Annotated in this window: 22 protein-coding genes; 4 read left to right on the top strand and 18 right to left on the bottom strand. The window is 61.5% G+C overall.

Annotation, left to right across the window (positions count from 1 at the left end; all coding sequences use genetic code 11):
• Nucleotides 1–2 precede the first annotated feature (2 nt).
• The 7 genes from KUV81_RS04365 to KUV81_RS04335 form a co-directional block, all read right to left on the bottom strand.
• A complete protein-coding gene (locus tag KUV81_RS04365; protein ID WP_222542621.1) occupies nucleotides 3–515 on the bottom strand; it encodes a nitrous oxide reductase accessory protein NosL in 513 nt (170 codons plus the stop codon).
• A gap of 50 nt (nucleotides 516–565) precedes the next feature.
• Nucleotides 566–1,510, bottom strand: coding sequence for an NrfD/PsrC family molybdoenzyme membrane anchor subunit (gene nrfD, locus KUV81_RS04360; protein ID WP_222542620.1), 945 nt, complete (start codon nucleotides 1,508–1,510; stop codon nucleotides 566–568).
• A 2-nt stretch (nucleotides 1,511–1,512) separates the two neighbouring features.
• A complete protein-coding gene (locus tag KUV81_RS04355; RefSeq protein WP_222542619.1) occupies nucleotides 1,513–2,223 on the bottom strand; it encodes a 4Fe-4S dicluster domain-containing protein in 711 nt (236 codons plus the stop codon).
• Between the two features lie 33 nt (nucleotides 2,224–2,256).
• Nucleotides 2,257–2,799, bottom strand: coding sequence for a tetratricopeptide repeat protein (locus tag KUV81_RS04350; protein WP_261389189.1), 543 nt, complete (start codon nucleotides 2,797–2,799; stop codon nucleotides 2,257–2,259).
• A 159-nt stretch (nucleotides 2,800–2,958) separates the two neighbouring features.
• Complete coding sequence (locus KUV81_RS04345) at nucleotides 2,959–3,735, bottom strand: FKBP-type peptidyl-prolyl cis-trans isomerase (RefSeq protein ID WP_222542617.1); 777 nt, start codon at nucleotides 3,733–3,735, stop codon at nucleotides 2,959–2,961.
• A 28-nt stretch (nucleotides 3,736–3,763) separates the two neighbouring features.
• Nucleotides 3,764–4,186, bottom strand: a complete 423-nt coding sequence (locus KUV81_RS04340; RefSeq protein ID WP_222542616.1) for a rhodanese-like domain-containing protein — start codon at nucleotides 4,184–4,186, stop codon at nucleotides 3,764–3,766.
• A gap of 48 nt (nucleotides 4,187–4,234) precedes the next feature.
• A complete protein-coding gene (locus KUV81_RS04335) occupies nucleotides 4,235–6,256 on the bottom strand; it encodes a cytochrome c3 family protein (protein WP_222542615.1) in 2,022 nt (673 codons plus the stop codon).
• Between the two features lie 507 nt (nucleotides 6,257–6,763).
• Between KUV81_RS04335 and KUV81_RS04330 the strand changes: the two genes are divergently transcribed.
• Genes KUV81_RS04330 through KUV81_RS04320 form a run of 3 tightly spaced genes read left to right on the top strand, consistent with a single transcriptional unit; the run spans nucleotide 6,764 to nucleotide 9,609 of the window.
• Nucleotides 6,764–8,641, top strand: coding sequence for a heme lyase CcmF/NrfE family subunit (locus tag KUV81_RS04330; protein WP_315900039.1), 1,878 nt, complete (start codon nucleotides 6,764–6,766; stop codon nucleotides 8,639–8,641).
• Nucleotides 8,641–9,003, top strand: a complete 363-nt coding sequence (locus KUV81_RS04325; RefSeq protein ID WP_222542614.1) for a cytochrome c-type biogenesis protein CcmH — start codon at nucleotides 8,641–8,643, stop codon at nucleotides 9,001–9,003. Before KUV81_RS04330 ends, KUV81_RS04325 begins: the two co-directional genes overlap by 1 nt.
• 12 nt (nucleotides 9,004–9,015) lie before the next feature.
• Nucleotides 9,016–9,609 (top strand): TlpA family protein disulfide reductase, encoded by a 594-nt coding sequence (locus tag KUV81_RS04320; protein ID WP_222542613.1) that lies wholly within the window; start codon nucleotides 9,016–9,018, stop codon nucleotides 9,607–9,609.
• A gap of 67 nt (nucleotides 9,610–9,676) precedes the next feature.
• On the opposite strand, the gene KUV81_RS04315 is transcribed toward KUV81_RS04320, so the two are convergent.
• The 8 genes from KUV81_RS04315 to KUV81_RS04280 form a co-directional block, all read right to left on the bottom strand.
• Complete coding sequence (locus tag KUV81_RS04315) at nucleotides 9,677–10,900, bottom strand: MalY/PatB family protein (RefSeq protein WP_222542612.1); 1,224 nt, start codon at nucleotides 10,898–10,900, stop codon at nucleotides 9,677–9,679.
• A gap of 517 nt (nucleotides 10,901–11,417) precedes the next feature.
• Nucleotides 11,418–11,918, bottom strand: coding sequence for a DUF3299 domain-containing protein (locus KUV81_RS04310; RefSeq protein WP_222542611.1), 501 nt, complete (start codon nucleotides 11,916–11,918; stop codon nucleotides 11,418–11,420).
• A 108-nt stretch (nucleotides 11,919–12,026) separates the two neighbouring features.
• The gene (locus KUV81_RS19895) at nucleotides 12,027–12,206 is read right to left on the bottom strand and encodes an ankyrin repeat domain-containing protein (RefSeq protein ID WP_222542610.1); all 180 of its coding nucleotides are present in this window, start codon (nucleotides 12,204–12,206) and stop codon (nucleotides 12,027–12,029) included.
• A 325-nt stretch (nucleotides 12,207–12,531) separates the two neighbouring features.
• Nucleotides 12,532–13,467, bottom strand: a complete 936-nt coding sequence (locus tag KUV81_RS04300) for a hypothetical protein (RefSeq protein WP_222542609.1) — start codon at nucleotides 13,465–13,467, stop codon at nucleotides 12,532–12,534.
• A 65-nt stretch (nucleotides 13,468–13,532) separates the two neighbouring features.
• Complete coding sequence (locus KUV81_RS04295; protein WP_222542608.1) at nucleotides 13,533–14,036, bottom strand: hypothetical protein; 504 nt, start codon at nucleotides 14,034–14,036, stop codon at nucleotides 13,533–13,535.
• A gap of 304 nt (nucleotides 14,037–14,340) precedes the next feature.
• Nucleotides 14,341–14,679, bottom strand: a complete 339-nt coding sequence (locus KUV81_RS04290) for a YajD family HNH nuclease (protein WP_222542607.1) — start codon at nucleotides 14,677–14,679, stop codon at nucleotides 14,341–14,343.
• Nucleotides 14,680–14,903: 224 nt separating this feature from the next.
• On the bottom strand, nucleotides 14,904–16,157 hold the full coding sequence (locus KUV81_RS04285) for a transcriptional regulator (protein ID WP_222542606.1): 1,254 nt from the start codon (nucleotides 16,155–16,157) through the stop codon (nucleotides 14,904–14,906).
• Nucleotides 16,158–16,323: 166 nt separating this feature from the next.
• Nucleotides 16,324–17,361: an endonuclease/exonuclease/phosphatase family protein gene (locus KUV81_RS04280; protein ID WP_222542605.1), complete on the bottom strand. Its 1,038-nt coding sequence runs from the start codon at nucleotides 17,359–17,361 to the stop codon at nucleotides 16,324–16,326.
• 167 nt (nucleotides 17,362–17,528) lie between these two features.
• Between KUV81_RS04280 and pdxY the strand changes: the two genes are divergently transcribed.
• On the top strand, nucleotides 17,529–18,386 hold the full coding sequence (gene pdxY / locus KUV81_RS04275; protein WP_222542604.1) for a pyridoxal kinase PdxY: 858 nt from the start codon (nucleotides 17,529–17,531) through the stop codon (nucleotides 18,384–18,386).
• Here the strand turns inward: pdxY and KUV81_RS04270 are convergent, their stop codons facing one another.
• The 3 genes from KUV81_RS04270 to KUV81_RS04260 form a co-directional block, all read right to left on the bottom strand.
• The gene (locus KUV81_RS04270; protein WP_222542603.1) at nucleotides 18,387–18,935 is read right to left on the bottom strand and encodes a SixA phosphatase family protein; all 549 of its coding nucleotides are present in this window, start codon (nucleotides 18,933–18,935) and stop codon (nucleotides 18,387–18,389) included.
• 562 nt (nucleotides 18,936–19,497) lie between these two features.
• Nucleotides 19,498–21,456 (bottom strand): DNA topoisomerase III, encoded by a 1,959-nt coding sequence (locus tag KUV81_RS04265; RefSeq protein ID WP_222542602.1) that lies wholly within the window; start codon nucleotides 21,454–21,456, stop codon nucleotides 19,498–19,500.
• An 82-nt stretch (nucleotides 21,457–21,538) separates the two neighbouring features.
• The gene (locus KUV81_RS04260) at nucleotides 21,539–22,453 is read right to left on the bottom strand and encodes a ChaN family lipoprotein (RefSeq protein ID WP_222542601.1); all 915 of its coding nucleotides are present in this window, start codon (nucleotides 22,451–22,453) and stop codon (nucleotides 21,539–21,541) included.
• Between the last annotated feature and the right edge of the window lie 21 nt (nucleotides 22,454–22,474).

The following is a 22,474-nucleotide window of genomic DNA, read 5'->3' as shown; positions in this document are numbered from 1 at the left end:
GATCAGTGGCCCTGGTGGGCCGCGTGCTGACCGCCCTTGTGGCTGCGCAGCAGCTCCAGGGAGATGTCGTCGAACTGGAACAGGCGGCCGCCGTACTGATCGGCAAAGGCCTGGGCGGCCTTCTGATGGGCAAAGGTGGCCAGGGCCGGGCCCATGGCAGCCTTGCGGTTGGAGCCGTAGACGTACCAGGCGGACTCGGCGTCGACGAACTGCTCGTCGTCGGGGCGGAACCAGTCGCTGCTGCCCATGTCGTGCACCAGAAGCTGCACCACCTGGCGGCGATTGTCCGGCTGCAGGGCGAACTCAAAGAGATCCCGGGTGGAGCAGAACTTCAGCCGCTGCTCGGTGGCCAGATCCGCGGTGCCCTTGGGGCCGGGCTGCTGGATCACCACCATGCCGCACAGGTGGCAGCGGTCCTGCTGCTCAATCTGGGCGATGGGGGAGACATTGTGGGCCGGGGCTTCGGAGCAGCCGGCCAGCATCAGGCCGGCGGCGAGGAAAAGAAACGTGCGCATAGCAAAACTCCAGGGAGAAAAAGCGCCGGGGTTGCCCCCGGCGAACGCCACTACAGGCCGTACACCTGACCGCCCATCAGCAGGAACAGACGCAGACACATCATGCCGCTGACCACGCTGGCGCAGGTGAGGTAGAAGGCCCGGTGTGAGTGGGCGAAACGGGTGCCGAAGGCGAAGTTGAAGGCCAGTGGCAGGGCAAAGCCCAGGCCCACCACGCCAAACCAGAACAGCGCGCCCCACACCCCTTCGGAGAAGGCGGCCATGGCGGCGTTGCCGGCGGCGTCACCGAAGATGAGGCCACTGAACAGCATGAACAGGAACATCGCCTCCACCGCCATGATGGGCCACTCGGCGCCGTGCAGCAGGTGCATCTCGCTGCTGTGCAGGTCTTCGCCAAACAGCTTCACCGCCACCAGCTTGGCCACCGCGGTGCCGGCGGAGAGGCCGGAAACCACAAACAGCGCGGGCAGGATGGAGGAGTTGATGATGGGGAAGCGCACCAGGGCGGAGATTAGGAAACCGGTGTAGGCGCACACCGCCACGGCGCTGATGAGCCCCGCCCATTCGCAGGGGCGACGCAGGCCCGCCAGGCGATCCAGCCAGGGCAGCAGGAAGGCAATTTGCGGCACCCGGGCCAGCTCGTCCCGCAGAGCGAAGGCGGCGATCACCATGGTCAGCGGGATGTAGAGGCAGAGCACCACCACCCCGAGGGACATCACGGAGTTAAAGTTGTAGAAAACCAGGATTTTCCAGAAAAACAGCGGGTTGGTCAGATCCAACACCAGGCAGAGCATGCCCAGCAGGATGGTGACCACGGAGACCACGCTGGCGGCCTTGAGCAGCGGCGTGTTGCCGGTCTGACCCTTGTAGAAGCGCATCAGCATGGCCACCGACAGCGCCCCGCCGGAGATCCCGGCGAAGAACAGGTAGACCGCGATGGGCCAGGGCCAGGCGATGGCGCCGCCCAGGCCCGTGGTAAAGTCGATGCCGTTCATGCTCACACCTCCGGCTTGAGTTTGGCGACGTAACGCAGGCTGGGCTCGGTGCCCAGATGGGGTCGGATCCGCTGGGTGTTTTTCACCGCCAGCAGACGACTGACGTAGCTGTTGGGGTTGTTGGCGTCACCGAATACCAGGGCGCCGTACTGGCAGGCCTGGACGCAGGCGGGCTGTTCGCCCTTGGCCAGTTTGCTGTGCAGGCAGAAGTCGCAGTTGTCCGCCACGTCGGTGTCGGGGTTTATCTGACGGGCGTTGTAAGGGCAGGCGCCGATGCAGTACTTGCAGCCGGCGCACTTGCTGCCGTCCATGGAAACGATGCCGGTGGCCTCGTCGCGGTAGGCGGCACCGGTGGGGCACACCATGACGCAGGGGGCTTTCTGGCACTGCTGGCAGGAGACCCGTACGTACTTGCGATCGCAGTTGCACTGGGTTTTGCCGCAGGTGGGGCAGACGTCGCCCTCCACCCGGTCGCTCTGTCGCTCCATCGCCAGACGGGCCATCCCTTCGGGCAGGTGGTTGGCTTTGTTGCAGGCGTCCTTGCAGCGGCCACAGCCGGTGCACTGGGTCTGATCGAACATCATCACGTAGTGAGGCCGGGTTTCGCCCTCGGCGCCCTCCTCCGTGCTGGTGCACGATGCCAGGGTCACCGCCGCGGTCCCCGCGCCGAGCCCTTGCAGGAACTGGCGCCGGTGTAGCTTCAGTTGGTTCACATCATCATCCTCGTTGTTATGGAAACAGGGGGCCTACTGGGCCGCGTCCAGCCGCGCCTGCGCCTTGGCGATGGCGTTACCGATGGCAGTTCGGTTCACCTGGGCGGTGTCGCTGGCCAACAGGGCCTCCCAATGCCCGATGGCCTCTGGGTAGTGGCCACCGAGGTAGGCCCGGTTGGCCAGCAGCATCCGCGTGGTCACGTCCGCGCTGTCCAGGGTCAGGGCCCGGTCTACCAGGGCCTGGGCGTCATCACTGAGGGTGCGCCCGTCCCGGTAGTAGAGGTAGCTGGCCTTGAGCCCGAGCCAGGAAGCCTGGGGGGCCTGCTGGGCCAGCAGTTGCTCCATCACGGAGACCGCCTCGTCGTATTGGCCGCCCGCCGCGAGGCTGCGCGCCAGAGTGAGATGGCGCTCGGGATCCGACGGGCTGGCGTCCAGCGCGAGGCGGTCTTCGTTGATGGTTTTTTGCAGCAGGTAGCCAACCCGATGATCGACGGTGCCGGTGTCCCAATCCCCCGGGCGGCCCAACTGGCCGTAGAGGAGCATTGCAGGGAGGATGAGAATGGACATCAGGACCATTGGGAACACCTTGCCGGGCGAGGGACACCGCACCGCACACCGCTGGTGTTGCAGCAGCAGAATCCCGCAAACGCAGAGCAGAAGCGCCACTAAGGGCAAGGCTAATGGGGTCATCGGAACCTCTAACATCATCGACCGATCGGGTTGGCAAAAACGGGCTTATTGCAGCTGGAGCGCGTCGTCCATGGAGGCGCCGCCCATGGAGGCCCCGTGACCGAAGTTGCCGGCCTTGGGCTCAGTGAAGGCGATCAGCTCAATTTCAAAAATCAAAGCGGAGTGCGGCGCCATAGCGGACTTTGGGTCCTGGATGTCGTAAGCCAGGCTGGCGGGCACCACGAAGCGGTACTTGGCCCCGGGGGACATCATCTGGACGCCCTCTTCCCAACCGGGAATGGTGTGGATGAGGCTCATCTTGGAGGGCTCACCCTTGGTGTAGGTGTTTTCAAACTGGGTGCCGTCGATGGTCCAGCCCTTGAAGTGGACGGTCACCACATCTTCGGCGGACGGCTTGTCGCCTTCGCCTTCGGCCAGCACCTGGTATTGCAGGCCGGACTTTGTCACCACCACGCCATCCTTTGCGGCGTTCTCGGTCAGGTAGGCCTCGTTGGCGGCTTTGAGCGCGTCCATCTCCGCCTGCTGCTTGTCCTGCAGGGCGGTGTTCAGGCGTTCGGCGCGGGCGTTGAGGTGGTCCAGCATCGCTTCGGCGTCCAGGCGGGTGTCGCCTTTGAGCGCGTCTTCCACGCCGTCCATCAGCGCATCGAGATCGACGTCCTGGCCCAGATCCTTCTGACCTTCCAACTGACCGGAGAGGTACTTACCGAAGGACGCGCCGATGCTGTAGGACTCGTTCTCCAGGTCGGCCGCCAGGGCCGGCAGGGTGAACAGGGCGGTGCTGACGGCCAGTGCGGCCAGGGTACGTTTGCTAAAGGAGGTCATAATCTTGTCTCTTTGGTTGGGCGTTAGCTCAGGGTTTTTCGGTGACTCGGCCGGACATCCGCCAACCGAAGATCCCTTCGGGCATCTGGCTGACGTTGGTGTAGCCCAGCGCCTTGACCGAATGCGCAGCAATCTCGCTGGCGTTACACAGGCGATTGGCGCAGTAGAAAATCAGTTCGGCGTCCTTGTCCTCGGGCAGCAGGTCCTTCCAGTTGTCGACAAAGAAGTGCAGTGCGCCGGGGATGTAGCCATCGGCCCAGATCTCCAGCACGTTGACGTCGTAGAAGATGACGCCGGGCTGGCCCACCTTCTGCTCCGCCTCGAGCATGCTGATGTACTTAATGTCGGTCTCGTACACCGGGGCGGGCCGAAGCTCTCCCCCTGCCCCCGCCAGTACCGCGGGGCAGAACAGGCTGGCCAGCAGGGCGATGGTGGCAATGCGTTGGCTCATGTCTGTGACTCCTGAAGGCCCCGGCGTACGCCGGGGCCGGGTTGGGCCTTACTCGCCGACGTAGTCGCCGCCGTCGAGCATGGCTTGGGCTTGTTGGACGTAGATCCAGGCGTCATCGATGATGCGCTTGGAGTAGTCGAAGCCGTGGACACCCCAGGAGCCGTCTTTCTCGATCTTGGCCACGCCGTCGCGGGCCTTATCGACCAGCAGCAGAACCTGGGCCTTGTCGGAGGTGGACAGGCGGGTGACGTTCATCAGCTGGTCGATGCGCTCCAGCGCCTTGACCACCTTGCCGTGGGTCTCCTTGATGGGCTCCTGCCACTTCATCACTTCGCCGTAGATCTCCATCTGGTCTTCGAAGTGCAGACCGGCGTCCAGCTCAGATTGGAACTGGCTGTGACAGCCCTTGCCGTTGACCACGTTGCGGTCGGAGGCGGAGGTCCGGGCACAGGACCACATCAGATCCAGGTAGGTGTAACCCTCTTCGTCCTTGGCCATGGTCCAGTCTTTGCCCTTGCCGTCGCGGGGCTGACCTTCACCGGGGTTCAGCGTCTTGCGGTTCGGGTGCACATCGATGTTCCAGACGTGGGAAGCGCGCACGTTGTCGAAGCCGGCGTGATCGGAGAACTGGATGGAGGTGAACTTCTCGCAGCTGCCCATGTTGGGCATGTGGCAGGAGGAACACTCCTTATCACCGTGGGCCTTGGACTGAGCGTGGATCTCCTGCTGCGCGTCGTGACAGTCGGCACAGGCGGTCTTCTGCTTGGTCTTGGTGAAGCCGGAGAGGTAGTTGCCGTCGGTCACTTCGTGCGGATCGTGACAGGTGGTGCAGCGCATCCCCTTGTCGTAGTGCTTGGAGCCGAACATCTGGGACCCTTCGGTACCGCAGGAGGGGCAGGCCCCTTTCATCTTCACACCGAAGGCGTCTTCGGGCTTGGAGTCCGGACCGGTGGCGATCTGCGGCTTGTAGTCGAAGCGCTGGTGGCAACGCTCACAGTTGGACTGCATGTTGCCGACACCGCCGTCGAGGTGGGCACCGGCGCCGTGGCACTCTTCACAGGCCACGCCACGGGAGATGGTGTGCTCACGCAGTTTCTCCGGATCGCCCAGGGCGTCGAAGAACTCCTGCTTGTCCTGGAAATCGAACTTGAAGGTGTGGCACACCTCGCAGTAGGAGGCCGCCGGCTGGAACAACAGCTTGTCTTTGTAGCTGGAGCCGTAGGAGTTCATCCCCCACACCTCGGAGCCCATCTTGCCGTGATCGTCCATCACCACCGGGAACTCGGGGATCGCGGCGTTGATCTTCTTCACCATCTCGGGGGTCAAGAACTCGGCCCAGTTACGGGAGAACTGGTTGCCGCCGGCGATCAGGGTGCCGGTGCCGTCTTTGAGCAGACCGCCCTTCACGTGGTAGGTGCCGCGCACCAGGTAGGGGTCGATGAAGCCGTACTTGGTCCGGGGGGTGCCCACCACCGCGTAGATGGAGTCGGCAGTGATCCCCATCGGCAGGATGGAGGCCTCGGTGCCGTACAGGCCGGCGTTCAGGTCGCCATTGGGCGCTTCGGCCATGTGCTCGGGGAAGCGGATGGTGTTGGCGTGACGGGAGCGTTTCCACTTCTCGTACTGCACCGCGTGACACTCACCGCACTTCTCAGGACCGACGAACTTGTTGGGGTAGTCCAGGATGGACTTGGCGCCCAGGCGGTACTGCACGGCCGTGGGGCGACCCTTCTCGGCACTGTAGGCCTCGGAGTTACCGGTGTGCAGGTACTCTTCACCCCGGTCACTGATGTGGGGGGTGCCCACCAGCCGACCTTCCGGGCCGTAGGTGCTGAAGATGGGGTGGTTTTCGAACAGGAAGTCGAACAGCTCTTTCTCCTGCACGATGTAATCGTGAAGGGTTTTCACCCCTTTGGTCTCTTCCGTACCATCGGGGCTGTTCAAAATCATTTGGGCTTGGGGCGACATTTTGGGGGCCGGTCCTGTGCTGGCATCGCTTGCGGCAAAAGCCACGGAAGCGGTGCTGCAAATTAAGGCCGCAACGGTCGCCTGGAGTTTCCAGGTTTTCATCAACATCTCCTAATTTATATTTCCCTCCCGATGAAACCCCGCCAAAAATAATGACAGTTCCCATGGCTCACATCGGGAAGGTTTGGCCATTGAAGCCTCCAGGCAGACGAAAAACCCCGTTGAAGTTCACATTTTATTTTCCATTGAGCCATAACAGCCCAGCCCACCCCAACATTTGCCATATTTATCTTTTTACACAGGCACTTAAAGACATTGCCGTTAGGGTTAATCAGGCCTAAATCAGCCGATTTTGAGACCTAAAAAAGCCTGATTTCCTCCGTTTTCGCCACAGGCTGGGTTGATTTCTCACCCTATACCCAGTGGGAAAAACTCTTTATCTCCTTGATGCATTTTTGCCCCTGACTAATTAAGGGACTGGGCTCACAGTTTATTCATCAGGGGCAGTAACTCGACGATTTACAGTGGTAGAGTTTTTTCATTCCTTTCGGCCAAGGGTTATTTCACTTTTGGCCTATATAACGCCTCAGCGGTGAAACGAGGTACATCGTGATCCCGGAAATTGGACACTTCGCTTTAATACTCAGCACCCTGATGGCGGCTGCGGTGTTCGCCCTGCCCCTGTATCGACAGCACGGCACCTACCGCTGGAAAACCCAGCGCGGATTGGTGGCCCTGATGGCGGCCTTGACCGGCCTGTCGGTGCTCACCCTGGCCGTCAGCTTCCTGACCAACGACTTCTCCGTCGCCTACGTGGCCAACAACGCCAACTCCACCCTGGCCTGGCCCTATAAGATCGCCGCGCTCTGGGGCGGCCACGAGGGCTCCTTTTTGTTCTGGAGTGGCGGCCTGACCCTGGCGGCCACGGCGCTGACCTTCAGTCGCAAGCTGTGCGAGCAGTTCCAGCGTGGGGTGGTAACGGTGATGGGCGGCCTGGTGGCCGGCTTTAACCTGGTAATCCTGCTCACCTCCAACCCCTTTGCCCGGCTGCTGCCCGACGTCCCCGTCGAGGGGCGCGATCTCAACCCGCTGCTGCAGGACATCGGCCTCATTCTGCACCCGCCGCTCATCTTCCTCGGCTACATCGGCTTTACCGTGCTCTTTGCCGGGGCGGTCACCGCCCTGTGGCAGCGCTTCAGCGGCCCGGCCCTGACCCACTGGCTGCGCCACTGGACCCTGGCCACCTGGGTGGTGCTTACCGGCGGCAACGCCTTTGGTTCCTGGTGGGCCTATCACGAGCTGGGCTGGGGGGGCTGGTGGTTCTGGGATCCGGTGGAGAACGCCTCCTTTATCCCCTGGCTGGTGGCCACCGCCCTGCTCCACCTGCTCTACCTCAACCGCCGCAGCCAGAGCCTGCAGGCCACCAGCCTGGGGCTGTGCATCCTCGGCTACGCCCTGAGCCTGGTGGGCACCTTCCTGGTGCGCTCCGGGGTGATCGACTCGGTGCACGCCTTCGCCGCCGCTCCCAACCGGGGCATGGCGCTGCTGTTGTTGCTGGTGATGAGCGTGGGCCCGGCCCTGGCGGTGATGGCCTGGCGCGGACTGCCCAAATCCCACCCGGCACCGCTCAAGGGCCGCGAGGGGCTGACTCTGTTTGGCGCGATGCTGACCCTGGTGGCCGCCTTTGCCGTACTGCTGGGCACCTGCTACCCCATTTTGTTCCGGGTACTGAACCTGGGGGCGATCTCCGTCGGCCCCCCCTACTTCAACAGCCTCTTTGTGCCCATCACCTGCCTGTGCGCCCTCTTCGCCGCCCTGGCTCTGTTGCCCAAGGGCGAGCGCAAACCCATGGCGGTGGCCCTGGTGGCCCTGAGCGCCCTGGTCAGTGTCACTGCGGTGGCGGTGCTTTACCCGGAGCTGCGTGACCCCGCCCTCTTTGCCGGCATCGCCAGCGCCAGCGCCCTGTTGATGGCATTGCTGCTGGGGGCCCTGCACGCCCCGGCCCGGCTGCTGGAGGCGCGCCCCCTGGGGATGACCCTGGCCCACTTGGGGCTGGCGGTGGCCATCCTGGGGGCCACCGCGGTGTCCCACTTCGAGGACAACGCCATGGTGCGCATGGGCCCGGGCAAGGGCCGGGTGCTGGCCGACTACACCCTGGTGTACGAGGCCACCGAGTCCATCGAGGGGCGCGGCTTCATCGGCACCCAGGCCCGGATCCGGGTCGAGGAAGGGGACAGCGTCAGCGGCTACCTGCTGCCCCAGCGGCGCACCTACCTGGACGACATGACGGAGCTGACCGAATCCGCCTTGCTGCGCCGCCCCATGGGGGATCTCTACCTCTCCATGGGCCCGGAGCTGGAGGACGGTGAATTTCTTATCCGCATCAGCCACAAGCCCGGCATCAACGGGCTCTGGCTGGGGGCGGGACTGATGATGCTCGGCGGCCTGCTCGGCCTGCGCCGCCCGCGCAAAACGGAGGCCCACTGATGCGCATCCTGATGCTGTTGCTGCTGTGCGTAGGCTCCCTGGCCCAGGCCACCGAGCTGGACCGGGACCAGCGCCAGGCCTACGAGGCGATCGCCGCTCAGCTGCGCTGCCCCGCCTCGGTAAACCTGACTGTGCTGGAGTCCCAGGCCCCCATCGCCTTCGAGCTCAAGGCCCGCATCGCCGAGCGTGTGCTGGCCGGGGCGGACTCGAAGACGGTGATCGCCGAGCTCGAAGCCCGCTACGGGCCGCAAATTCGTTACCGCCCCAAGCTGGCCGCCGATACCGCCCTGCTCTGGTTTGGGCCCCTGGGCCTGTTGTGTTTGCTGGTGGGGGGCCTGGTTTGGTCCGCCCGCCGTCGTTGATTGGAGTCTGCCATGCGACTGTCTGCCCTGTTTCTCGGCCTGGCCCTGTGCCTGCCGGCCCACGCCACCTCCCATCTGGAGAAGGCCTACGCCACCGGTGAGCCCATCCCCAAGCCCATGGTGCTCTCCCGGTTGATTGAGTTCTCCCAGGCCCGCAAAGCCCCCGAGACCACCTTCACCAACGACGCGGGCCAGGCCGTCAGCCTGGCGGATCACCGGGGCGAGGTGGTGCTGTTGAACCTCTGGGCCACCTGGTGCGGCCCCTGCCGCAAGGAGTTGCCGGAGATGGAGCGGATCCGCAAGGCCTACGAGGGCCGTGGCCTCACCGTGGTGCCGCTCAACATCGATCAGGAGGCCACCCTGCCGGACGACGTGCGGGCTTTGCTCAAACAGATTGGCGAGCCGGAGATGGCCACCTGGTACGACCCGGAGCACCGCATCGGCGCCACCGTGCCGGTCAACGTGGTGCCCGCCACCTACCTGTTCGATGGCGAAGGCAACCTTATCGGCTTTGTCCGCGGCTACCTGGACTGGGAGGATGAGGCGATCCCCGCCTACCTCGACCAGCTTATCGACAAGTACGCCGAGCCACCCAGCGCCGGTTAATGCCCACAAAAAACGCCACCCAATGGGCGGCGTTGTTCTTTGCAGCTGTCAGGGCGTACTCATCGACTTAGCAACAGCCATTGCCGGCGGACTGGGGCGCGCTGCAGCCTTTGGTAATGGCGTCTCGATTGTCGATGGCTGCTTTGAGCGCCCGCAGGGAGTCCTGAATTTGCGCCCGGGGCGAGGCGATGTTCATCCGGACAAACTGGCCGTAGTCGCCGCCAAACCAGTTGCCCGGCGTCAGCCCCACGCCGGCTTCAGCGTACAGTACCTTGAGCTGCTCCGGCGTCAGCCCCAGGGCCGACATCTCCAGCCACACCTGGTAGGTGCCCTCGGGGCGCACCAGCGTCACCTCGGGCACGGCCTCATCCAAAAAGGCCTGCACCCAATCCACCGTCTCCTGAAGGTAGGCCAGCATCGCATCCAGCCAGGGGCGGCCGTGTTGGTAGGCCGCCTGGGTGGCAAAGGTGGTCAGGGCGTTGCCATGGCCGAGATAAAGCGCGTCCACCTGAGTTTTAACCGCCTCAATCAGTTCCGCCCTCGGGCTGTAGATAAAGCCAGTGGCGATGCTGTGCATGCCGAAGGTTTTGGCCGGTGAGCCCAAAAGGGCGATGACGTTGTCATAGCCCAGGCCCACCGCACTGGTGAAGCGGTGGCCATCGAGCAGGATGTCGGCGTGGACCTCATCGCTGACCACCAGCACCTTGTAGCGCTCGGCAATGGCCATCAGGGCCTTGAGCTCCTCTTCACGCCACACCCGGCCGGTGGGGTTATGGGGGTTGCACAGCAAGACGATTTTGACTGTGCCACTGGCCAGCTTGGCCTCGAAGTCCGCCAGATCCAGCCGGTACGCCCCGCCTTCAAAACGCAGCGGGTTCTCCACCACCTCTCGGCCGTTGCTGCGAATGAGCTTGGCGAACTGGTGATAGGCGGGGGTTTGGATAAGCACGCCCTCCCCCGGCTCGGAGAAGCGGTTGACCAGCATCGCCAGGCCGGAGAGCACCCCGGGCACCTGGGCAAAGCCGTCGGTCGCCAGGGCCAGGTTATGACGCTTCAGATACCAATCGCTGATGGCCCGGTAGAGGCCTTGGCTGTCGAACTCGTAGGCGTAGACGCCGCGCTCCACCAGGCGCTTGAGCTCGTCGGTGATGGCCGGGGCCACGGCAAAATCCATGTCCGCCACCCAGTAGGGGGTGACATCGTCACGGCCATAGAGCTGGGTCAGCATCTTGGGGTCGTGCTTGATAAAACGGTTGTTGTCGCGGGACAGGGGAGTATCAAAGGGGCGCATTGGGTCTCCAGGGCTCGGCCATTGCGAGCGCAGTTTCACTTAACTTGCTCACATAGACGCGCCCCTACCCCAAAGGACGCAAAAAACTGGGCAGGCGTTTCTCTGGCCCTTTCCCCACCCTCTACGACTTGAACCTCACGAGTCCCACCTGCAGCGTCTCCCTGCTGGCCAAGCCCTGCCGCCGCAACGGGATTGTGGAGTTGTCGTAATTGATGGTGTGATTGGAAAAATTTGAAGGCGGCGTTGCTGCCAGTAGCGATAAGCGCAGATGTCCATAATCCAAGGTGTCTGCGCTTTTGCTTTGTCGGGTTTGAACTGGGCAAGCTCTGTAGCTCAAGATGTCTGGCTTCGTCGTAAAGCGACCGTCCTTAGACCCGCAATAACACTCCACTTAGCGGGACTAGGCTGGCCGACTAGAATTGCGAGGCACGAGCCGGACCGGGCTGACTGATACCAGGGGGAACCCTCTGAAGGGGGAAGCCAGCGGAGCGACAACGAGCTCAGCTGACAGGACAGGTCACTCCTCTGAGTAGGAGTAAGCCTTGGTGGCGTGGATGGTGTAGCCAGCTTGGAAGTCACCCATATCGTAGGTACTGACGCTCATCTCGCCTTCAATCCAGAACGCATCCCAGATGATGTCCATGGGCACACCGGGCTCAAACACCACGTAAACCAGTTGGTTTGGCGGCGGCGGGGGCACATGCACGCAAGCGCCGAAATAGGGAACCAGAATAAACTCGGTGACTTTGGTGTCGTCGCCTTCCAGCGGCAGGATAAAGCCCGGCAGCTTGACGGTTTTGCCATCAAACTCGGTCAGGATCTCCCCTTCCGGCTGAACCCAGTCGATCTCATCATTTTCATCATCGTCATCGGGGCCGTGCTGAAAGTTCTCGAACCACTCCTGCTCGCGCTCGTACTCAATGAGGGGGCGCAGATCCTTCCACTCCAGCTCTAAAGGTTCTGCCAGCAAGGAACCGTGCATTAGTATGGCGCTGACAAACAGCAGAAGAGCTCTCATCTCAATCCCAACCCGAAACAGTGCGACGTCGCAGCTTAATCACATCCTACCGCTACCTCAAGACGCGGCCACGACAGGAAAAGGGTCTATACAGGATTGCGCAAATCCTCAGCTCCAGCGGTCCAGCCAGTCGATGGCATGGCGCGATAGAACTTCAGACTTGCGACTGAAGAACTTCACAATGGAGTGCTGTTTGCCAATTATGTCTTGGAAATTAACATCCGCTCCGTATTCTATTAGTAACTTAACCTTTTCAGTCCTTGTGTGCTTGGCAGCTTGAAACAACACTGTAGAGCTATCATAGCCACCTAGTGCATCTGGGTTTGCCTTGGCCGAACCCTACCGCCGCCATGGGATTATGGAGTTGCCGGAGCTGGTGGTGTGAGTGGAGAGATTTGAAGGGAGCGTTGCTGCCAATAAGGAGAAGCGCAGATTTTCATAATCCAAGGTGTCTGCGCTTTTGGTTTGTCGCGTTTTAACTGCGTAAGCTTAAAAGCTCAAATTGTCTGATTTGATCGCAAAGCGACCGTCCACAGGTCTGCAATAACGCTCCCAACAGGGGACGAGCGTAGCGAGATCCCGCGCACGTAGTGCACACTTCTGATTGGGCTTGTTAGCTATCAACACTAATTACTTTCATATTTGGAACATTCGAAAACTTGCATAGATTTGTTAGAGCGTCTCGTGTTATTCGGGTCGCCAAACCTAATATCATCAACTTTTCCGGTTCTTCAAGCTGATTTGGCACCAACAAAGAATACGAAGTGCTGTGAAGCAACGAGCTTGTGTAGTCATATATAAAATTATACATTTCCAGAAGCCCAACACTTTCCGCCTTGCTCTTCCAACTTCGACTGTCCTTAAGTTCTTTCTCAACCCGACTCGCCTGTCCTTTAAAGTCAAAAAGGCTTTTCGCCTCTTCGTTTTTAAGCAGCTCTTTTCTTACCTCTGCCCATTCGTTTTCTATTCTCTTTTCTCTTTCTTCGTGCTGAGATAAGAATGAATCTATATGTGTTTTATGAAAATCCGCCCCGTTATATTCAGCCATATCAAGGAATATTGATATCTCCTTGTCGAGATCATCATATAGTTTATCAACAGCTTTTCTACGTTCCTTGATTAGTTCCAAATCCGGTGCGTGTATCTCTAACGCAGCCTCATCAATTGACAAAGCGTCAAGTCTATTCCTATCTATTAAAGCGTACTCTTTAAGACTCTTCGACTTTTCAAGCTGGTGCTTGTATATAGAGTATCTCAACTTGTATTTAAACGACTCTTCATTAACTAGAATTCTTGTTGTTATGCATGTCTCGAACAAGAATCTTAGATTAGAGATAAGCAATAGCGTTGAGTCATGTTGACTTTCAATATCTTTAAAGCAGCGCTCGATTGACTCCAAAATCTTTATAGTTAGCTCTTCAACCAACGGTTTATGGTTAAATACACCAATAAGCGCTCTTATTTGATCGATAGTGTCTTGGTTACTGTCAATTACCTTTTGCCGTCTTTGGTCAATGTACCTATCCAATCCTGATGCATATATAAACACAATTCTACCCTTGTATAGCTAACGCCTAAATCAGGTGCGCCGTAGGCGTCACCTGGATTTACTTGTTATACCCGCAGCCGAAAGCGAGACGTTCCTGGTGCTTTGGGTATAAAGCCTGATTTTGCCATATAAGTTAAATTTGAGTCATTTAACTGTTTTAAAAATTTATAGTGCTTTGGTGTAACTTTTTTGCCCATCAACTCTGATAAAGCACTCATAGCTTTCCAGCGTTGATTATACGTTTCATAACTTTCATCGTAGAGGATGCGAAGTAATTGCTCAGTGAATTCACTGTCTTCATTTTTATGAAGCTCTTGCCCAATATCTACTGCTATCTTATGGATAGTTGTGATTATTTCGTTATCGGTTTCTTTCTTGTGAAGCTCGTTAGTTGCTAGCCAGAAATACCATTGGTATAAGTCATTCAACTTCAGAAAAAGCTCATATTCTGCCTTTTCAATAGCTTTCTGTTCTTCTGATTTGGTCTTGATTTTATGGTTTATCAAACCACCAATCAGAGCCAAAAGAACTCCGCTTAAAAATCCTAAAGCGATACTCTGAATGTCCATTTTACTCCTAGGGTATAACAGTGTGTTTATTGCGCCGGCGGCACATTTGGGGTCGCATTAACACCGGCGAAAGTGAGACCACGCTAGCAAGTGATTGGAATTCAATCAATGACTTAGGTTCTGTTCCCGCTGTCTTCTGAGTGAAACAGAGAATCCAATTGGTGAATATGAGCCACCCCAGCGAACGGCTTAGGCTGGCGCTGGCTCGCCCATCCCTAAGATTGACGCCTAGAGTTGTAGTCAAAGCAAGGTATAAAAAGGCCCCGACAGAATCGGGGCCTTCTCACTATTAAGATTCTCGGGGCTACTTCTTGGCCATCATCGCCTTGAGATCGGCAAAGGGGTTGTGGGTGGCGGTTTCCCGCTTCAGATCTTCACCGGCCTGCACGGTACTGCCATATTGCGCCGCATGAGTGTACTTCTCGTGCTCGTTGTCGTGGCAGAACAGGCACAGCAGTTCCCAGTTGGAGCCATCAGAGGGGTTGTTCGTATGGTTGTGGTCGATGTGGTGCACCGTCAGTTCCCGCAGGTTGGAGTACTGAAACTCGCGGGCACAACGGCCGCACACCCAGGGAAACAGCTTCAATGCCTTGTCGCGGTAGCCCTGCTCCAGCGACGCATAGTTTTTGGGGATGATGGCCATCAGGCCTCCGTGAATGCCAATTGAAAGCGCCACTATAACAAGAACACGGGCTTTGAATCGCCACCGCCCTCCCAAACAGCGAACGGTACAACTTGGCGCCAAGCCGCTGTTACATAGCGACGTTCAATATGACCAAGCCCCGCATTGCGGGGCTTTGTCTTTTGAGTCAGTCGTCAGGGGGTATTGAGGGGTGGCGAAATAGCGCTTCCCTACCCTCAGGCCCGCTACATCTTCAGTTCGCTGCGCTTCATCCAGGCCAGGGTTTGGCCCATATAGGGGAGGATCCACAGGGCCGATTCGGCGTCCTGGTGCAGGCGGTAGAACACCAGTTCGTCCTCGCTCAGGCTGTGGCGGCGCAGTTCGCGGTAGAAGATGAGCGCCGAGGGGCTCACCCGCTCCGGGGTGAACAGCTGCTTGTCGGTCACACTGACGTGGAACACCTCCATCACGCCGTCGTCCAGGGTGCGCTCATAGCGCTTGAAGCTACCCTCAATGCGGTACTTGATGGGTGAGGTGATGCAGTCCTGGTCCGTCACGCAGAAACTGGCGGAGAGCACGCCGCTGTCCTTGTCCCGGTACACCAGCGACAGGGCGTGATCGGTGCGGATCAGCAGTCGGTCGTTGGCGGGGAAATAGAGGTCGCCCTGGTAGATTTGCTCCACCAGCTTGCCCTGGAAGTCCGGCGCCTTGGGCAGCTGGATGCGGTTGTAGCGGATCCGCTCCTCCATCGCCTCGGCCAAATCCAGAAACGCCGGCAGGTCCAACTGCACCCGCTCGTTGGCGGGGAAGGTGATGTTCAACAGGCCCTCACCGGGGCAGTGGCCCAGGTGGAAATCCGGGCACAGGGCCATGGAGTGGCCGTAATCGCTGGTCAGCCCCACGGCCTTGAACTGGTTGAAATGGGGTACGGCGGTGTCGGTGAAGTGGCGCTGCCAGCTGGTGGCCCGGGGGTGGTCCTGCCCCTTCTGCTCCAAGATCTGAAACGCGCCACGGGCGGTGCCGATGGTGAGGCTCTTGGTGCGAAAGCCGTCCAGTTCCTGGCTGTGTTTCAGCACCTGGTGGAAGTCGCTGTGGTACCAGGCCACCAGGCCCAGCAAACACACAAGCACGGCGCCTACAGAGAGATAGGCACGCCAGGGCCGGGCGGCGGACTCGATGGCGTCACCGGCCGGGGCCAGCTCGCGCACGGAGAGCTGATAGCCGCGGCGGGCCAGGGTTTTGAGTTCCACTTCCGGGAAGGGCTGCAGCTTCTTGCGCAGCAGACTGATGCACTGCAGCAGCGAGGAGGCCGCGACGACGCGATCGGGCCAGCCGGCGGTCAGCAGCTCCTCTTTGGTGCAGATGTCGTCACGCTTCTCCCACAACGCGGCCAGCACGGCCGCTTCGGAGAAGGTCAGGGCGATGGTCTCGCCGGTGCGTTTGTCAATGAGACTGGCACCTTGAGGATCGAAATCCAGTGTCGGGCTGAGAGTCACCATGGTTTGTATCTTGTTGATTTGTAAAGCGATGGCCGTACTAGGCTGTGAACAACAGGGTACCAGAGGGGGCGGCCCTACCCTGTGACCCCATTCTCAGTGCCGCAATGGCGCGGTGATAGGGGGTTAACACTTTGCGATCAAGGCGGGTAATTTTCTTCACTCGGGGTTAGCGGCGCACCGACAACTGGGCCAGCACGGCGGCGTGATCGGAGCACATTCGGTCCAGTTTGGCGTCGTTTCTCACCAGATGGCTGTCCAGCACCTCCACCCAGTCCACCTGGGCCAGGCTGTGGTCGAAGCTGGGGTCAAATTGGGCACTGAGCAGCAGATGGTCCAGCACCCGTCCCTGGGGGCCCCAGTAGTGGGTGGGGGGCCGCTCCCCCGCTTCCAGGGCCAGGGCGTGGGCGTCCTGCAATCGGTAGGCCTGGGCGGTGCGCTCCAAGGTGGTGGGCGCCAGGGCGGTGAGCCCCGGGGGCAACAGCGGCGCCCGGGCCGGGCCCAGCAGGAAACTCAGCACGCTGTCGTAGAGCTCATCATTGAAATCCCCCAGCAGCACCGTGGGCAGGGGCTCGGCCTGCTGCTGAGTCAGCCAGTCCTGGTAGAGCATCGCCGCCTCGTGGCCGCGCTGTACCGCACTGGCCCAGCGCCCCAGCACCGACACCCCGGCCATGGCATCCACCAGCAGCGCCTCGGCGGTGGGCGGCGTGTCCAGCAGCGCCCCGGCCTCCCAGGCCGGGCGGGGACTTTTCAGGTGCACCACGTAAAGGCGCAGCGGGCCAAAGCCCGGCACCTGCACCACGGCGCGGATGGGGACGCGACTGAAGGCAAACGCCTCGGGCAGGCCCAGGGCCTGAGTGAGCACCGGGCAGACGGACACCGGTTCCACGCTTATAAAGGGGTAACGGCTGGCCAGGGCCAGGCGGGGGTCGTCGCGGATAAAGGCTTCGGGTTCGGGGTCGGGCCACTGCACCATGGCGAAGTGTTCCAGCCCCTGGCTGGCGCAGAGTGTTTGCAGTGGCTGGGGGCTGAACACCTCCTGGAAGCCGATGCAGTCGGGCACCAGGCGCTCCAGGGCGCGCTCCGTCCAGGCCAGCTTCTCCTGCCACTGGGCGTCGCTGTAGATGTTCTCGGCGTCGTAATAGGCCCAGGGGGGCTCAACGAAGTTGAACAGGTTTAAGGTGGCGATCCGCAATTGGGGGCTCATCGGCCTACCCCGGCTCTGGACTATCCTGAACTCATTGAGCCACGCTCCCAGGCCCGGCACAAGCCCCATGTCGTCCGTTTCACCCTTTGAGGACGCGGCCGTGACCCCGCGGGGAAATCTGTGGTAAAACGCGCCTTTTGACGGTTCAGATAGGGTCTGCCAGCAGTATGAATATCCTTTCCATTCAATCCCATGTCGCCTATGGCCACGCGGGCAACGCCTCCGCCGTGTTCCCCCTGCAGCGGATGGGCCTCAATGTCTGGCCGGTCTACACCGTGATGTTCTCCAACCACACCGGCCATGGCAACTGGCGCGGGCCGGTGTTCTCGCCGGAGACGGTGGCGGAGGTGGTGCAGGGCATTGAAGATCGCGGCGTGCTGCCCCAGTGCGCGGCGGTGCTGTCCGGCTACATGGGCGACCCTAAGATGGCGGAGGTGATCCTCGACTCCGTGGCCAAGGTGCGCGCCGCCAACCCCAAGGCGCTCTACTGCTGTGACCCGGTGATCGGCGATACCGACCGCGGGGTCTTTGTCCGCCCCGGGGTGCCGGAGCATTTTCGCGATACGGTGATCCCCCACGCCGACATCATCACCCCCAACCACTTCGAAACCGAGTTTCTCACCGGTCAGAAGCTCACCACCCTGGACGACTGCCTGGCGGCGGCCCGCGCCCTGCTGGCCCGGGGGCCCAAGGTGGTGTTGATCACCAGTCTGATGCGCGAGGATGCGCCGGATGAGAGCATCGAGATGCTGGCCGTGAGCAACGACGAAGCCTGGCTGGTGCGCACCCCGCTGCTGACCTTCCCCACGCCGATGAACGGCTCCGGCGATGCCACCACGGCGCTGTTCCTGGCCAAGTTCCTGCAAACCGGTCAGCTCAAAGAGGCGCTGGAGCATGTGGCCGGGGCGATGTACGCCCTGTTCGCCCTCACCCACCGCCAGCAAAGCCGCGAGCTTTTGCTGGTGGCCTCCCAGGATCAACTGGTGGCCCCCGAGCAGCGCTTCAGCGCCGAATCCGTGGCCTGATCACTCCGGCCGAGGCAGCTGCGTCAGCACTGCCCCGGCCATCAAGTCGGCCCAGTGGGTGGCCGCGCTCTCCAATAACACCACCTCGGCGGTGCGCAGTCGCACCGGCTCGCCACTGATCTGCTGCACCAGGGATTCCAGCCCCGGGTTGTGCCCCACCAGAGCCACCCGCTCCAGCCGGGCCGGCAGGGCCGAGAGCAGCGCCAGCACGGCGCGGGGGTCCCCCGGGTAGAGGGCCGGCTCAATCTTCAGCGGCGCCGGCTCGAGTTCACTCATCATCAGGTAGGCGGTGCTGTAGGCGCGGATGGCGGGAGAACAGAGCCACAGCTGGGGCGACAGGGGCAGTTGTTTGGCCATCAGAGGGGCCTGGCGATAGCCCCGGGCGGCCAGGGGACGAAACTCGTCCGCCACGCCCTCGAGACGCCAGCTGGATTTGGCGTGGCGGATAATCAGTAAGCGCTTGATAGTCTGCTCCTTTTTAACAAAGGGGCCGCCAGGGACAAAAAATCCCAGAATTTTTTGAACCTTGGATGCGCGGCCCGGTCTCAAAGGATAAGCAACACATCATCTCCCTGCATTTTTGAGTTTCTTTACGCCACCGAGTTTCGGTGGCGTTTTTTTATGTGATTTTTTTGGCCCCCCGGGGAACTAACGGCGCCAAGGCCAGTCTGACCAAGCAAGGAATTCATCATCCTCCCTGCAAAACACGCTGTATTTTTCGCCACCGAAGTTCGGTGGCGTTTTTTTATCCCCTGCCCCAACCGGCACTGCCCTTCCCGCCCTCGGTGACACCCTCGCCCGCTGCCTTTGGACCCCTCGACAAGACCAACACGTAAACGGCGGAAAAAAATCGGTTTAGAGCAGGAACTCTTCTGCAAACCCAGAGTCAGAGCTTACAGAGTATTCATCCTCTCCCTTCTTTTTTGAGATTCTCGCCGCCGCCCGGCCCTGCCAGGCGGCGTTTTTTTGCCCGAATTGCCGCCCTTTCACAAAAAAATGGCTCAATGACGAAAAAAGATCGTTTTAGTGGGAACTTCTTCGCCGAGGGCCAGTCTGACCCAATAAGGAATTCATCATCTCCCTGCAAACATTGAGTTCTTCTTTCGCCATCTCATTGAGATGGCGTTTTTTTTGCCCGCTTCACGCCCTTGCGGCGAAACCGGCGCTTGGCTGGGGCCGCACTCTTAAGGCCCCGCAGCGACGGCGGCACCCCACCCTGCTTCAACCCGGCGATGAGCGCCTCGATGCGCCCCTCCAAGTCCGCCATAAAGGGCGCGTAGCCAAACTGCTTGTCGGCGATGTCCTGCAGCTGACGCTCCCAGTGGGCCGTCATGTCCGGGTAGCTGGCCTCCTCCGGCAGAGCATGTATGAGCCCCCGCCCGGATTCGGTCGAGCGGATCGCCTTACCCTGGCGGCTCAGCAGCCCCCGCTTGAACAGCAGATCCAGTATTCCCGCCCGGGTGGCCTCGGTGCCCAGACCATCGGTTTCCCGCAATATCCCCTTCAGGCTCTCATCGCGCACGAAGCGGGCAATGCCCGTCATCGCCTGCAGCAGCGTCGCCTCGGTAAAGGCCTTGGGCGGCTCCGTCATGCAGTCTTTGATCTCCCCCCGCTCGCAGCGCAGCACCTCCCCCACCGTCAGCGGCGGCAGGGCCTGGGGTGCCTCGCCCTTGGCTTCGCCTTTTGACTCGGCCTCCTCTGTTTTGACCCCTTTGCCCAGCAGCGCCCGCCAGCCGGGGAACACCAAAGTCCGGCCCTTGGCCAGGAACTGGCCGCCGCCAATCTCGAAGGCCAGGCGGGACTCGGCAAAGCGGGCCGGCGGGAAGAACTGCATCAGGTACTGACGGGCAATCAGGCCGTACACCCTGGCCTCCTTGGCGGAGAGGCTTTGGGGTGAGACCCCCTTGGGGGTGGGGATGATGGCGTGGTGGGCGCTGACCTTGGCGTCATTCCAGGCCCGGGAGCGGCGGCTGAGATCCGCCCCTTCGACGCCGGCTTTGAGATCCGGCGCGCTTCGCTCGATGGCCCGGCAGACGTCGGCGGCCTCGCTGAAGTGCTCCTTGGGCAGGTAGCGACAATCGGAGCGCGGGTAGGTGATCGCCTTGTGCTTCTCGTAGAGGGACTGGGCGCAGGCCAGCACCTCCTGGGCGCTCAGGCCAAAGGCCTTGGCGGCGTCGATCTGCAGCGCCGACAGCGAATACGGCAACGGCGCCCCCTGGGGTTTTTCCTTGTGCTCGGACTCGGTGACGGTGGCGTCCTGGCCGGCGATCCGCCCGGCCACATTCTCCGCCAGGCCGCGGCTGAGCACCCGCCCCTCCTCATCCAGCCAGCGGGCGCAGGCTTCGCTGGGCTGCCATCGGGCCCGGATGAGCCCCTCGGCATGGGGGATCAGCGCATCGAGCTGATAGTAGGGCTTGGGCTGGAACGCCTCTATCGCCTCATCCCGGCGCACCACCAGCCCCAGCACCGGGGTTTGCACCCGTCCCACCGACAACACCCCCTGGTAGCCGGCCTGCTGGCCCAGCAGGGTGTAGGCGCGGGAGAGGTTCATGCCGTATTGCCAGTCTGCCCGGGAGCGGGCCAGGGCCGACACCGACAGGGGCGCGAACTCCCGATTGGCCTTGAGGTTGGCCAGTGCCCGTTTCACCGCTGGGGGGTTGAGATCGCTGATCAGCAGCCGCTTGGCCTGGCCCTTCAAGGTGGCGCTCAGTTTGAGGTGGTCCAGCACCTCGTCCACCAGCAGCTGCCCTTCGCGGTCCGGATCCCCGGCGTGGACAATTTCGCTGGCGCCTTTAAGAAGCTTACGGATCACCGCCAGCTGCTTGGCGCCCCCCTTGCGAGGTTTGAGCTGCCACTGATCCACCCGGATGGGCAGATCCGCCAGGTTCCAGCGTTTGTAGCGGGGGTCGTAGGCGTCGGGCTCGGCCTGCTCCAGCAGGTGGCCGATGCACCAGGTCACCACGTCGCCGTTGCCCACCCGGATGTGGCCCTCCGCCGCAGTATGGGGTTTGGGCAGGACGGCGGCGATGGCCCGTCCCAGGCTGGGTTTTTCGGCGATGTAGAGGCGCATGCAGGGGATTCAATGACTTGGGTGGCCCTAGGTTAGCCCAGAGCCCCCGGCACCGGCAACAAACCCCTGTATAAAATTACAGTTAGTGTGTGCCGGCCAGGTCGTCGCAGTAATCCCGGGTGGTGGATTTGGGGGTGAACCAGAGGTAGTGGAAGTCCGCTTCGATGGCCTCGCGGTACTCCCGCCAGTCCTGATGCTCCGAGTCCACCTCCAGCAGCAGGACGCTGACACTGTCCAGCCCCCGCTCGCGCAGATGCGCGGGCACCGCGTCGCGCTGGGCGGCGTGGAAGCCGCCACTGATCAGCAGCGCCGGCCCCTCGGTTTGGGCCAGCACCCCCGCCATGGCCGCGTCCCGGGCCACCTGCACTTTGACCATGGGTGTCATGTGGGCCATGGGCAGGGCGCCGCAGTGCTGCTCGTACAGCACCTCGGCCCAGGGCTCCCGCACACGGGGTTCGATGGCCGCCATGGTGGCCCGCTGGGACGCGGAGTCCAGGGCGTCGGCCCCCTGCTCGTAGACGGCGCGAATGGTGGGCCGGGTCAGGTTGGCGGCCCCCAGGGCACTGCCGTTGGCCAGGGCCAGGCGCACCAGCTCGGCGTAGTCCTGCCAGGGCCAGCTGCCCTGGGGCCACTCGATAGCCACCTGCAAGGCGGTATCGTCCAGCTCGGAAAGGCCGGGGTTGGGCTTAAGCAGCGCCCCGCCGCTGAGCATCTCAAGCACTAAAGTGCGCGGCGCCGACTGGGGGCTCAGGGCCTGGTAGAGGGCCCGCTCCAGGGCGTGGTGATCCGGGTTGTCGTGCTTCTCCCCCACCAGCACCAGGGGGTGGCCGGACAGGCGCTGGTAGAGCTGCTCGGCGCTTAAGCGCTCGCCGCTTTGGGTGTCGAGGATCGCCCCCACCAGGGGGTGGTCCTGCTCGTAGGGGGACTGCCAGGGCTCCAGCGCCCAGACCGGGCCCGCCATCAGCAGCATCGTCAGCATCCATCCGCTTGGTTTCATATCCACTCCCCCAATCCACTG

The sequence above is a fragment of the Ferrimonas balearica genome, assembly GCF_019802085.1.
GTDB classification, from domain to species: Bacteria; Pseudomonadota; Gammaproteobacteria; order Enterobacterales; family Shewanellaceae; genus Ferrimonas; species Ferrimonas balearica_B.
Note: the sequence above shows the minus strand (reverse complement) of the source record. Positions and strands in the feature narration are given on the sequence as shown.

What these genes read in the sequence shown, in the direction of transcription:
- KUV81_RS04310 (WP_222542611.1), bottom strand. Translation starts at nt 11,918, where the DNA reads ATGAGAGCTCTTCTGCTGTTTGTCAGCGCCATACTAATGCACGGTTCC.
- KUV81_RS04280 (WP_222542605.1), bottom strand. Translation starts at nt 17,361, where the DNA reads ATGAGCCCCCAATTGCGGATCGCCACCTTAAACCTGTTCAACTTCGTT.
- KUV81_RS04285 (WP_222542606.1), bottom strand. Translation starts at nt 16,157, where the DNA reads ATGGTGACTCTCAGCCCGACACTGGATTTCGATCCTCAAGGTGCCAGT.
- KUV81_RS04260 (WP_222542601.1), bottom strand. Translation starts at nt 22,453, where the DNA reads ATGAAACCAAGCGGATGGATGCTGACGATGCTGCTGATGGCGGGCCCG.
- KUV81_RS04265 (WP_222542602.1), bottom strand. Translation starts at nt 21,456, where the DNA reads ATGCGCCTCTACATCGCCGAAAAACCCAGCCTGGGACGGGCCATCGCC.
- KUV81_RS04320 (WP_222542613.1), top strand. Translation starts at nt 9,016, where the DNA reads ATGCGACTGTCTGCCCTGTTTCTCGGCCTGGCCCTGTGCCTGCCGGCC.
- KUV81_RS04335 (WP_222542615.1), bottom strand. Translation starts at nt 6,256, where the DNA reads ATGAAAACCTGGAAACTCCAGGCGACCGTTGCGGCCTTAATTTGCAGC.
- KUV81_RS04345 (WP_222542617.1), bottom strand. Translation starts at nt 3,735, where the DNA reads ATGACCTCCTTTAGCAAACGTACCCTGGCCGCACTGGCCGTCAGCACC.
- KUV81_RS04290 (WP_222542607.1), bottom strand. Translation starts at nt 14,679, where the DNA reads ATGGCCATCATCCCCAAAAACTATGCGTCGCTGGAGCAGGGCTACCGC.
- pdxY (WP_222542604.1), top strand. Translation starts at nt 17,529, where the DNA reads ATGAATATCCTTTCCATTCAATCCCATGTCGCCTATGGCCACGCGGGC.
- KUV81_RS04295 (WP_222542608.1), bottom strand. Translation starts at nt 14,036, where the DNA reads ATGGACATTCAGAGTATCGCTTTAGGATTTTTAAGCGGAGTTCTTTTG.
- nrfD (WP_222542620.1), bottom strand. Translation starts at nt 1,510, where the DNA reads ATGAACGGCATCGACTTTACCACGGGCCTGGGCGGCGCCATCGCCTGG.
- KUV81_RS04340 (WP_222542616.1), bottom strand. Translation starts at nt 4,186, where the DNA reads ATGAGCCAACGCATTGCCACCATCGCCCTGCTGGCCAGCCTGTTCTGC.
- KUV81_RS04325 (WP_222542614.1), top strand. Translation starts at nt 8,641, where the DNA reads ATGCGCATCCTGATGCTGTTGCTGCTGTGCGTAGGCTCCCTGGCCCAG.
- KUV81_RS04365 (WP_222542621.1), bottom strand. Translation starts at nt 515, where the DNA reads ATGCGCACGTTTCTTTTCCTCGCCGCCGGCCTGATGCTGGCCGGCTGC.
- KUV81_RS04315 (WP_222542612.1), bottom strand. Translation starts at nt 10,900, where the DNA reads ATGCGCCCCTTTGATACTCCCCTGTCCCGCGACAACAACCGTTTTATC.
- KUV81_RS04350 (WP_261389189.1), bottom strand. Translation starts at nt 2,799, where the DNA reads ATGGTCCTGATGTCCATTCTCATCCTCCCTGCAATGCTCCTCTACGGC.